The following is a 12,715-nucleotide window of genomic DNA, read 5'->3' as shown; positions in this document are numbered from 1 at the left end:
TTTAATAAAACAATAAGTATACCAGAACTGAAATTAGTACGTAAATGAATTAAAAAGGAAGGTTTTTCTTAAAAAAGAGAAATATTTAAGGCAATATTCTATAATTACGATAAAATCAGACAACGCCGTTTTCGGGTATTTCGATAAATCCTTTAGAACCGTTAACAATACATTGCAATCCAAAGGGAATGGTAATATTGTCTTTAATGTGTCCATGCTTGAAGTTGTAAATGACAGGCACTTCCATTTTTTCGAAATATTCGAGAATAACTTCATTAAGCGTAAAAGAAGCTTTACTCATATCGGTTTCATAACAATCAACAAACCTTCCCAAGATTACTGCCTGCGCATTAGTAAAAAGTTTTGCTAGACGAATCTGGTTGAACATTCTGTCAATTTTATACGGCGGTTCGTTAATTTCTTCGAAGATTAAAACTGGAGACTTAAGTTTAGGTAAATATTCTGTTCCAATAAGAGACGTAAAAATACTAAGATTTCCTCCGATTAAATTTCCTGCTCCGCGGCCATTACGGAGCACAAAAAATCTTTCACCAGAAGGATTTTTAAGTCGACCGATTTTTTTATTTGACGTAAGCGTACGCCAGAAAATTTCTTCTGTGAATTCACTTATCTGATCATGAAAATCAACTGCAACCATTGGTCCTGCAAACGTAACAAGACCACATTTTTTCAAAAAAGCCAGTTGAAGTGCATTAATGTCGCTGTAACCGACAAAAATTTTGGGATTTCGTTTAATTAAATTATAATTGATTTTATCGAGAAGGCGAGTAGAACCGTAACCACCACGTATTGAAAAAATTGCTTTAATATCCTTTTTTTCGAACATATAATGCAAATCTTCGAGGCGCTGCTCGTCTGTTCCTGCTAAATAGCCCTTCTTCAATCCGACATTTTTACCTACCTCGACACGATATCCGATGCTTTCAAGATAACTAACTCCTTTATTGATTTTATTCAGGTCGTCAGGCGAAGAAGCAGGCGATATTAATCCAATAACATCACCTGCCTTTAATCTTGCAGGCTTAAGCAATCTCATTAAGACTTTTTATTTTTTTCATAAGCTTATTACAATATAAAAAAAGTATGTCCTTTGGCAAAACCTATTTCGTTATACTTTGCTCTTATAAAATGATTTTTTTATTTCAGTAAAGGGTAATGAATTTTTATAGTATCAATATTCGTCCAAGGCAATTCATCAAGAGTAATAACTTTTTCATCGTGATAAATTTCAAGAAATTGAGGATTTGATTGAATACCGCTGTATGGGTCGCTCCAATGCATAAACCAGACCCAGCGCGGTTGAGCTTCCAATATATCACTTGAAGGAAGTGCTCCAACCTCGCCTAATGCAATAGGTTTATTCTTAGCCAGTTCGAGCAATTCTTCGTAATTCTCCTGATTAAATCCTTCTGAATAGACGTCAGTAGCAAGGATATCTACCACATCGTCGCCGGGGTAATATTCAGCATAAGAGTCGACTCCAGGTTTTACTTCATTTGCATTAAAGACCCAGAGCAAATTATTCAGCTTATGAAAATTAACAAGTCTATCAAAAAGCATGCGATAAAGTTTTTTATAACCATTTTCTCCTCCTTTTTTTCCCCACCAGAACCATCCACCATTCATTTCGTGATAAGGTCTCCAGAGCACAGGTACCCCAGCATATTTAAGTTGTTTAAGAAACCATGCAATTACATCAACCTGAGATTTCCATCTTTGGTTTAATTCCGTACCATCCGTTATCAGTTCATTCCATTCTTCATCGGACAACTGACTTTGAATAGCCGAACTAAAATCAACCGGTTCATCCATATTTGGAGGCACAGCATGCCACATTAAAGTAATAATAAAGCCCTCGTGATATCGTTTTATTGCTTCGTCAACAATTTGTTGTCTGTAATTAATTCCGTCCCATGAACCAGGCTCGCTGAATCCAAAATCCTGTCCAAATAGAGCAGGGTATTTTCCAGTTGTTTTGTGAACTGCAGGCAATCTTAAAGAGCCGAGCAATGGTACAGAATGTTGGCCAGCCAGCGTAAATTTTCCTGAGATCGAGTAGAGGTAATTAAGCAATTTGACTGCTTCGGGAGAAGCATCTGGAGTTACTGGCAAAATCTTGATATCCTGCGCCATAACAGTCAGTGTTAAGCAAAACAGTAAAAATATTTTTTTCAACATATTTACTCCGCATTAGTTAATATATGCTGCTTCCATTAAAATAAAGAAAGCCTGCCCTTCTGTAGCTGTACCCGGGTGATTAAAATCTGGCGAACCACATACACCTTGAATTAGACCGTACTTATCAAATTTCGAATGAGCTGCTTTCCTCATCAATTCAGCCTTTTCAAGATATGAACTATCGAGCCATCCTCCTTTTACTCCTTTGAAAATCGAATATGACAACATTTGAGATAAATTGGTTTCTACAAACGAATTATTGTCATCTACTATATTATAAAATAAGCCGTCGTCACGCATATACTTTAAGCAGCCGTCGAGTAAATTTTTCAGTCGGTTTATTAATAACTGCTTTTCATTTGTCATCGATTCGGGAAGTTTTGGAATAACTCTCGTAAAACCTGCCGCTGTCCAACCATTTCCAACTCCCCAGAATTCTTTCCTTGCAAATTGATTTTTCTCGAAATCCCACATATGCGACAACAGTTTTTTTTCGTCATTCCACAAAACATGCCAGACTCCGTTTATTTGTTTCATTGCCTCTTGATATTTTCCTGCGACAACCAAAAATGGCGGCAACATGTAATTAATATCACTCCAGACCTGAGGTACATTTGTAAAATGATAAATAATTCCGTCTTTATTCCTTGGAGCATCATTTAAAATATAATTCAAGAGTTTGTTAAATCCTTCATATAAATTATCATCCCCTGTTTTTCTGGCTGCCCAAAGAAGAGCTTCGCCTGGCGAAGCGGCATCGCTCAGCGCAAATTCTTCTCCTAACATTGCCAGTCTACCGTCAGCACTCTGTCTTACGACTGCCTCTTTTGCCATTAGAATCACAAGTTCTTCTTCTCCATATTCAAGTAAAGCTTGCATTGCCACACCTTGCTCCCATGGGGCTCTTTGCATTGTCAGCATTGCAAGTATGGCTTTCTCGATCATATTAGTGCTCTTATCAAAAATTGTTTTTTCTTTTGTCGCGTTATTTAATAATTTTCCCCGAACGATACCCGAACTAACTAATCCAAAAGGAAGAATACTTAAAAATTGTTTTCTATTCATTCTCAAATGCGATTTTTACTATTAAATAAAATGCCTATTTTGTATTAATAAAATAAGTTATCTATCTTATTTCGCATTTATTATATCAAAAATATTTTTTGACTAATTCGAGCATTTTACGGTCTAATTTATGTCCTTTATAATTTTCATATTTAACATCATTTCTTCGACTGTTTAATATGCCGAAGTCTCCTTTTAAATTCCACATTGCATGCCCCCAACCGACCTCTTTCCATAGGGATAAAACATCTTCCATCCATCTGAGACATACATCGTGTGGAGTTTTATTGTAGCAACCCCATTCGCCAACGTGAACGAGCGTACCTTTCTCCACTGCTGGCAGCCACGAATCGATTAATTTTGCTCTTAAAGCTTCTTTGTCCCATATCTTTCCATTATCCGCTTTCAGTGGCCAGGTGGGAGGATTAAAAGTTTCAAATTCGTCTTCTGGAACCCATGTAGCTGTATAATGACTCAAACTCATCGGATCATATCCTCTTGTGCTTTGCATTGGTACAATACCAATAAGTTCCATCACAGGATACCGCCCAATTTCTCTACCATCGGCTATAATAAATCTATCAGGATCTTCTTCCCTTATCCCATCAACTAAGGCCTTAACAATATTTACATATCTTTCCACATTGGTATTTTTAGGTGGCTCGTTAATTAAGTCAAAACTAAGTTGTGAATTTGAAATTCCTTTATAGCGTCTTGCAAGAAATTTCCAGTGATAAACGGCAGCATTAAGAGCTTTTTCCATATTTTCAGGAGAATCTTCAAACAAATCATACGGTTCTAAATTTCTTCCATTAATACAATAGCCTGGTATTCGATGTAAATTGAGATTTATGTGAATTTTATACTGGCGCCCAAACTCAATTAATTCATCGATATCTTCAAATACATCTTCGTTTATTTCATACCAATTATCTTTTGATGCCCAGTTCCAGTAGGACATAGGAATTCTTGCGAAATTGAATCCCCATTCGGCCATTATTTCAAAGTCTTCTTCATTAAATTTTCTGCGGGGTCCCTCGCCGCTTGTTTTTTCTGTCAAATTAAAACCGATATAGCGAGGAATTGAAAGTTTATCTTTTTTATTTGCATATGAAAATGATAGTGGTAAACCACTTAAAAGACTGCTTGCTCCTAAAACTCCACTAAGTTTAATAAATTCTCTCCTGTCCATATTGATTTCCTTATTATTTGTTCAATATATGGTCGGCTGCCAATGCCAAAAGAATATAATCGACTGTTCCTCCGCCAAGAACATATTCCGTCTGCTGCCATAAATAGGGCCATACTTTTAGTTCAGGGAGATCGGGACGTATGAGAGCTGTTCCACTTCCAATTCCACCGGGTATATATGACCAGTCGGCACGATTAAAACCATATGCCGTTGTCAATGAATTAATTCCGACTCCCGACACAAAGGAGGCATTATTTTTACCGGGGTGCACACCTAAGATAAAGTTCAATGCATTTAAAAAGTAATCTGGCTTAAATAACTGCGGAAAATAAAGATTAAGAAATAATTGTGAAACTCCGAAGGCTTGAATTCCCCATCCTGCCCCCCAAATATATGGTTTATAAGGAACACCAAAGGGATTTTCTTTTTGAGATTCTACAACATGATTATAAAATTTAACAACACTATTTTCTATCTCATTTTGAAATTCAGCATCAAAAATTTCTTTTATTCTTCCTATTACAATTGTATGAGAATAAATATTTTTTAGTAATTCAAAACGATTTTCCAATAATAGATTTTTATATCTTTCGTCTTTGGTAGATAAATAGAGCTCGGCCGCAGCATTGAGCTTTTCTGAATTAAAATTCGAAGTATCTTTTTCGAATAATTCTTTGGCAATCTTCAAGCATTTTTGTGAAAGTTCATCATTAAAATTCTTCATTGTTCGATAAGCAGTAGCAAGTGCTTGAACTGTTAGCATTTCATGTTCAGTATTTTTTTCGGTAAAGACCCAACGATCATCTTCATCAGGTAGATTATTAGTCATATTTACAGGATCACCAAGTAAAACATACTGTCTTAAATCTCGACATATAATTCCACGGTACAATCTGCCCAACGATTCGTATGAATTTACAATCGAAAGCAAACCATGTTCAATTTGTTGAAGGAGATCGTTCTTGCCGTCGGGGATATGGATTTCGACAATTTGATTTTTTTGATCAATCGTTGTAACGTCTATCTCTGGATGGAATATTTCATAAGCTAAAGATAACTTATAAACTGTTTCCGATTGCGATTCTATTCTCAGGTCAAAATCTCCCGCGTCGTGCCATCCACCTTTGTTCAGTCCAGGCACGTGCGTACCGGAGTTAAAGTTTGTCATAGTAGATTCAGGCTGAATATATCCATCAAAATGGTTATAATTAACTGGAGCCATAACTGCATCATCGATATGACATCGGCCATGCCATACACGATAATTTTCATTTACTCTCATATGACACATTTGCACAGGAAGAAAATATTCAATTGTAGGCTGCCAGATATAACTGGAATAAATATTTCTATCAATTCGGAATTGGTTGCTAATAATCTGGAGATTGTTTTCGTTATAAACAATTTGATATAAGCCCTCTTTGTCTAAATCGCTGAAATCCCACGTAAAATATTTATAACGCAAGAATTCACCCCAGAAATCAGGAACTATCTTGTCTCTTAAAATAACTACCGTATCTTTATCAATCCTTTCAAGACGTAAATTGCCTTTCCAGCTAAAATTTTTGTCGGTTTCAATTACTGCCAATTTTTTCTGTACAGGATGGTAGCCCAGTTGCGAAACTTTGACGACTGGTGTGTAGTGCCATGTAGTATCAATTGTAGGAGTAATAATCCAGCGAAGCGCTTCATTCTTATTATCTGCATTAATTCTTGACCTTAAAATAAACCATCCATTATTATGATTTATTCTACCATCATAAATTTCTATATCAGTGGTAAGACTTTTAATAGAAATTTTGCTTTTCGTATCAGCGTCCAGTACAACTTCACGACACCTGGTCAAAGGAGTATGAAGAGAAAATAATGGATCTTTTGGGAAAGCAACAGGTTTTCCATCTGCCATGAAAAATTTACCAAAGAAGTAGCCTGGAAAAAGTTCTAAATTAAAACCAATTTTATCCATCCATTCATCAGGAATGGGGTCATCAATTACAACTGTAACAAGTATTGAACGATTCTCGTTAATTAGTTCAGTATTGATTTTGTATTTTAATTTCAAGTCGGGATAGACAATTGGATTAAATCCCTTACGGTTTTTAGACGAATCGGGATACCAGAGTTCGACACTAATTACCTGGTTTACCCTGTCGATTGTTTTATTACCCATTTTGGGTACAGGCGACCATTGCCCTGGTGTTGCTTCAAGACGCAAATCACCATTAGCAGCAATTCTTTCATCATTTTTTATAATTGTTATGCCGCCTTGATGTCCTTCGGGATAAAAGTCATCAAATACTGTAAGGTTAAAACCGGGTGCTTCATAATAATTTTTTTGATTTAGGAATAATTTGCTCGATTGAGCTGATAACTGAGTTATTAAAAATAAATAAAGGATTAATAAATTTTTTGTTTGCATGAGGTTTAATCGACTTATGTGCATAAATAAAAGACAGCCGGCAAAAACCGGCTGTCTGAAGATAATGAAATGAGAATCAAATTACTTGAGCAGGATCATTTTCTTAAATGTTTTGAAATTCCCTGCTTCGATACCGTAGAAGTAAATTCCTGAAGCCAGATTTGAAGCATTGAAATGGACAATGTGTTGACCTGCAGTCATTGGACCATTGACCAGAGTAGCCACTCTTTGACCAAGAAGATTGTAGACTGTTAATTTGACCATTTCGGGTTTAGCAAGTGTAAATCTAATTGAAGTTGTGGGATTAAATGGATTCGGGAAGTTTTGTTCGAGAGCATAACCCGTAGGAATTTCATTTTCGTTGACAGATGTAATAGTAACTTTCAATAATTGTATCTTATCAAGATTAATATTGCTGGCAGAAATAGCTACCTGGTGAGAACCCTGTGTTAATTCGAAACTGTCAGTTAATAATGCTAAGCCAGTTGAATCGTCTTTGCTTTCAAATGCAAGTGTAGCGATATCAGCACCATCGACTTTTAGAGTACCATTTTGCGTACCTGAGTAATTCTGATAAAGAATATTTAATGCATAGGTACCATTAGCTGGAGCATCGACATTAAACGTAACTGTGCCGTTTGAATTCATTGCAACCGACCTAAACCCACTTGGTACCCAAGCTGCACCTTCGACCTGAGGTGTTACGAGGTCGTAGGTAGCATCAGGAATGCGCAGTTGAACTACAGGAGTATTGGTTCCGGCAGGTATGACATCAATACCAGCAAAATTTTGATAGCCCCAAGAGGATTCAATGCGTATTGTATTATGTCCTGCGGGCAAAGTTAAGGCACCGGCTTCGAGAATTTCTTCTTGTTTTATCAATGTCCATACCCATTCATTTGGATTAAATTTGCCATACCAAATATTAGCTTGCTGTTCTAAAGGACTCCAAATATATTCACCCCATCCCATCGGATCATGAATACTAACGCCATTTACTATAATTCTTTGGCCTCTTGTTCCATTGCCGCGTAAATTAGTCCATATATTCAAATCATATTGACCAGCTTCTGCTAGTTCAAAATCCCACTGAATATACCCGCCGCCATCCATTTGGAAGTAAGCAAATCCCTGCACTTCTTTAATTTCTGCGTCGCCAGATAATGTGGCATTTTCAGCTTCGTATTCAGCTAAGGGTTCATACTCAACAACAGGACCTGCCATAGCTTCTATTTGAGCAATATATTGATCTTTGTTTTGTTCAAATATTTCCTTTTTATCGGGGAACCAATTCAGATCGCCCAACGGTAAACCATCAGTACTTGCTGTCATTAATGCTGCATCAGTATATGAAAAGTTTTCGGGAAGTGGCCAACTGGGACAAACATTGCATACTTCTCCAGTTATATTATCGATAGGTAATTTCCAGAAATATTCCTTGGCAGGTAGAGTGTTGGAACGAATATCCTTAATGTTTTGAATCATATCGTTAATAATTTCAGGTGTATATGTTCCGATATTCGGCATATTGCTCAACCAGACAGTGTCTTTAATTACCATATTTTCATAAACGTCAAAATAATCTTCCTTTGTCATTGGTCCAGCAAAAGGTTGCGCAACGATTGTATCTCCGTAATAAGCAGCAAAAGCAGGGTCACGCCATGCATATGCATTTGAAAATAAAATACGACGTCCTTGTTCAGGGCCATATTTTGTGGGTAAGGCGCCAACACTGAAAATCGATGCCGGAATTGTACGAGGATCGCGCCCTGTTGCAGTAATATCAGCATGACCTTCACCATGCCAGAATGGATTAATAAAGAGGTTATTTGTAAAGTATGCTTCTTTCCACCAGTTACCTGCATTTAATGCACGGCCCATATTCACAATTGTATTGTGGTTGAATCTGATATAATTTGCAGCGCCACCTTCGAGCTGAAAAACAGTCATATTAATATTAAAGAAAGTATTGTTTTCGACTATCACTGTATCCTGGTCTGCCCAAATTGACACACCGCGCCCTTGCCATTGCTGATCGGCCGGGTGACCTTGTATATTCCTGAAAACACAATTAGTAATAAAGATATCATTATTTTTTCCTGTAAATGCTATAGGAGCAAAATTTGTGCGTTCGAAAATACAACCGTCAAACACAAATCTTGAATCGTTGGCATCAAGTTGAATTGGTTGATAGTAGGTCTGAGAACCAAATTCGTCGCAACCAATAACATAAATATTTTTCATTGTAAGAGAAGCGCTCGGTTGCATCAAGCGATCGGCATGTGTTCCGTCTGATCTTCCTACTAATTGTAATACAGGAGGATTATCAAATTCTGTAGACCCTCCTTTTTCACCAACCAGTCTAAGATGAAAGTCAGAATAAGTGATTTTTTCAGAAATCCAGTAGAATCCCCCGCGTAATAATTTGTAAACACGTCCTTCAGGACGGTTTGTATCGTTTTCTATGGCATTTCGAAGAGCATCCGTCATTACTTCACCCGTAACCGGGTCCTGCCATTCTACGACTAATGTATCCCCCGCTTGAGCACTGGCTTTTTCAACAGGCAATACGAAAACAGCAAAGAGCAGTGCTAATATTAGAAAACGGTAATTGAACTTCATATACTCCTCCACTTATTGGTTTGATTTAAGTTTACTTATGTGATTAACCACATTATAAATTATATCTAATTCCCACATCCATTGAGAAGCCATAATATTCAATATATGTGGGATTCTTCAAAGACGAACCCCTGAATGATTCGTCAGGCCGATTGTTCAGATTTGTAAAGTTAGCAAATACCTGAATGCCGTTATTGAGCTTTTGCTGAATTGTAAAATCCCATCTGGAATACGGTCCTGTAAAGTTATCCAGCGCAGATTCGGATGAAATATAGGTGACTTTGTCTGTTTGATAGAGATATGATATACGTGCCGAGAAGCCCTTGTAATCATATCCCAAAGTAATATTAACAATATGTTTAGGTTGATCGGGCATACGTGCTACTCTGAAGCTGTCGACAAGTATTGGTTGTCTTCTCGGAGGTCGTGTACCAGGAATTAAATCGCCTAATTTATTGTAAAAGAGTTGTTTTTTAATTTCTGAATGAATGTATGTATAGTTGACATTAAGTACTACACCTTTTAGTACACTGGGTAAATACCAGAAATTTGTTTGCCACTCAAGTTCAATTCCCTTATAATATGCAGGCTCAGGATTGTTAATATATGTGTCAATTTGAGGCGCTGACTTTAACCAACTGTTTGGGATGTTCAAACCGGAAACAAATGCAGTATCCTCAAATGTGTATGCTAAGCCAGGCTGTAAAATATAGGATGCATAGAATACAAGATCGTCAATTTTTTTGTAAAAACCTGTGACGCTGAAAAGTCCAACATAATTTTCATAAACCGATATCGACAGGTCATAATTTGTTGAGTGTGAAGGTTTAATTTTAGAATTAGCAGCTTTAATATAACTTTGATATGAATTAACCCACGTTATTGGAGCATATTGAATATAATCGGGACGCGTCAAAGTTTCTGTACGAGCCAACCTAATTTTCATCCAATCAACAGGTTTGACAATAAGATGAATCATTGGAAGGAAAAATTCATTATCGCGTTCGACTTCTAAATCCTCGAAATCAGCTGGAGCAGCTTCTACATTATTGGGTGTTACCTGACGGAATCTTTGACCGTTATAAACAGTATTTTCTTTTTCCCACCTCATTCCACCAATTAACGTGAGGTACTTTGTTACATTTAATTCACCCATTAAATAAGCAGCTTGAATTGATTCTTTGCCGTCATAATCATTGCCGAGTGAACCAATAGAATAACGTCTGGCAATCGCAGCTGTATCGCCTTCAATTTCTTCTTTTGAAAATATGGCTTCCATCACTTTATTCATTAAGTCATTATCTGCAACAAATCCGAGAGGGTAATCACCATTTAGAAAGTCATCGCGATTGTAATCACTAAGAAATCTCGAAATTGGCAATACAGCGTTTTCTCTTACCAATATTGAATCGCTCTGAAAGTTAAACTGATCGGGATACTTTTGTGCAAGATATAATAGTATTCTTCTTAATTCGCGACTTAAGCCAGTACCTGCACCATATTGCAAACTACCACGCCCATTTTGTTCTTGATCATAAAGTCGCTTCAACCATTTGAACTTAGTACCCGCTTTTAGATATCCATTAATATCTTTACTGAGTGTAAAAGGCATTTGTAAATTCAATTGGAATGCAGTTTCATCTTCATTTAGTTTCGTGCCGTAGATATAACCCGATTCGAGTCCCGTGGAATTTGTATCTAAAGTGACTAATGAAGGTACTTCGGTTGGATGTGTTTCAGGAGTAATCATTCCTGTTTCAAATGAAGCATTTTCCTGGACAAACGTCCATGTTCTGTCACTGGGATTATTATTTCTCGATGAAGTATGTGAAATGCTGAAGTCATATTTGAGCCAGTTAAAATCCTGTTCCATTCCAACAGCACCAGTGAATATAGAAGTTGTTCCACCTCGATCTTCCAAATCATAAAAATGTCTATTTTCACTTAAAAGCATTCGATTAATACGATATAAACCATCCCACGTTAATTTGTTGTAAAATGAATTTGCCGTTATTTTCCCATTTGAGAGTTTATAATCAAGAAGTAAACTGCCGCCTGTTCTTTGTCGTTTGACATTTTCTTCACGCAGTCTTAATTGAGAAATGTATACTTGAGTTTCGCCCGTATTGATATCTGTAGTCCTCAAATATTCACCTTGAAATTTATCTGCACTTCTGTCGTAATTATCAGTATTAAAACTTGCTATCACTCCAAGTTTATTATTATAGAATCGATTGCTCAGATTTGCAGATAAATTGTAATTACCGTAATAATTCTGAAGTTTGTTATATCCACTTTGGATATTAGTATTCAAATGAAAACCATCTGGAGCTTCTCTTAGTTTGAGATCAACAGTTCCACCTAATGCATCGGCATCCATATCGGGTAAATTTGCTTTTTTAACTTCGATTCCATCAAGAATATTCGAAGAGATTAATGATAAATCGACACTCCTATCGTCACCACCGGTAGCGGGTAACCGAACACCATTGACAGTAACGGCATTATATTTGGGTGAGAGACCTCTAATTTCAACCTTTGTGGCTTCCCCTCCGTATCGTTGAATTGATACTCCTGGCAAACGTCCGATCGATTCAGCAGCATTGACATCAGGCAGTTCTTTTATACGACTTTTCGATACCACATTTGCAATAGTATTTGACGAAAATTGTTGATTTATTGCTTGGACCTGACCTTCTACTTGAGCAGTAATTACAATCGTCTCGCCCTCTAACGTTATGAACTCAAGATAAAAATCCTGCTGAACAGTCCTATTATCAAAAATTTCAATTTCAGTAGTTACCTGGCGGTAGCCGATATATGATACTGCAATTGTATGTTTACCAGCAGGTATACCAACAATGCTATATCTTCCTTCGAGGTCGGTCGCCGACCCGAGACTCGTTCCCTGTACAATTACATTGGCACCAATCAAGGGTTCGTTTGTTGCTTTATCGAATACTCTGCCTCTTAGCCCCCCTGCAGCATTTAAAATTTCAGCCGCACCTAAAAAGAATGAAATAAAAATCATCAGTTTACTGCAGAAATCATAAAATGTAGAACTTTTCATTCTGCCTCCTCTAATCAACAATTAAGTTAAATTTAATTATAGATATAGTTTACTGATAGTAATTTATCACGGTAATCCAAGAATCTTCCCTCCATATAAATATCAGCCAGCCCTATTCTATTTCTTTTCATAAAAATTAATTACCAAT

The 12,715-nt window shown here is 36.7% G+C and carries 7 protein-coding genes; all 7 read right to left on the bottom strand.

The genetic code is table 11. The features are described from left to right. Window positions 1-115: 115 nt before the first annotated feature. The 7 genes from ACSSV9_RS03345 to ACSSV9_RS03315 all read right to left on the bottom strand — a co-directional run bounded on the left by ACSSV9_RS03345 (window position 116) and on the right by ACSSV9_RS03315 (window position 12,567). Window positions 116-1,057, bottom strand: a complete 942-nt coding sequence (locus tag ACSSV9_RS03345; RefSeq protein WP_437345811.1) for a S66 peptidase family protein — start codon at window positions 1,055-1,057, stop codon at window positions 116-118. 101 nt (window positions 1,058-1,158) lie between these two features. Further along, the gene (locus tag ACSSV9_RS03340) at window positions 1,159-2,199 is read right to left on the bottom strand and encodes a glycoside hydrolase family 26 protein (protein ID WP_437345810.1); all 1,041 of its coding nucleotides are present in this window, start codon (window positions 2,197-2,199) and stop codon (window positions 1,159-1,161) included. A gap of 12 nt (window positions 2,200-2,211) precedes the next feature. Further along, window positions 2,212-3,144 carry a glycoside hydrolase family 88 protein gene (locus ACSSV9_RS03335; RefSeq protein ID WP_437345809.1) on the bottom strand — a complete coding sequence of 311 codons (933 nt, stop codon included), beginning with the start codon at window positions 3,142-3,144 and terminating at the stop codon, window positions 2,212-2,214. Between the two features lie 205 nt (window positions 3,145-3,349). Continuing rightward, window positions 3,350-4,456, bottom strand: coding sequence for a glycoside hydrolase family 5 protein (locus ACSSV9_RS03330; protein ID WP_437345808.1), 1,107 nt, complete (start codon window positions 4,454-4,456; stop codon window positions 3,350-3,352). Between the two features lie 13 nt (window positions 4,457-4,469). Next, window positions 4,470-6,875, bottom strand: a complete 2,406-nt coding sequence (locus ACSSV9_RS03325) for a glycoside hydrolase family 9 protein (protein WP_437345807.1) — start codon at window positions 6,873-6,875, stop codon at window positions 4,470-4,472. 81 nt (window positions 6,876-6,956) lie between these two features. Then, complete coding sequence (locus ACSSV9_RS03320) at window positions 6,957-9,497, bottom strand: T9SS type A sorting domain-containing protein (RefSeq protein ID WP_437345806.1); 2,541 nt, start codon at window positions 9,495-9,497, stop codon at window positions 6,957-6,959. 52 nt (window positions 9,498-9,549) lie between these two features. Continuing rightward, window positions 9,550-12,567 (bottom strand): TonB-dependent receptor, encoded by a 3,018-nt coding sequence (locus ACSSV9_RS03315; protein ID WP_437345805.1) that lies wholly within the window; start codon window positions 12,565-12,567, stop codon window positions 9,550-9,552. Window positions 12,568-12,715: the final 148 nt, after the last annotated feature.

Origin of the sequence: Melioribacter sulfuriphilus, assembly GCF_051488685.1 — a bacterium.
Taxonomy (GTDB): Bacteria; Bacteroidota; Ignavibacteria; order Ignavibacteriales; family Melioribacteraceae; genus Melioribacter.
Note: the sequence above shows the minus strand (reverse complement) of the source record. Positions and strands in the feature narration are given on the sequence as shown.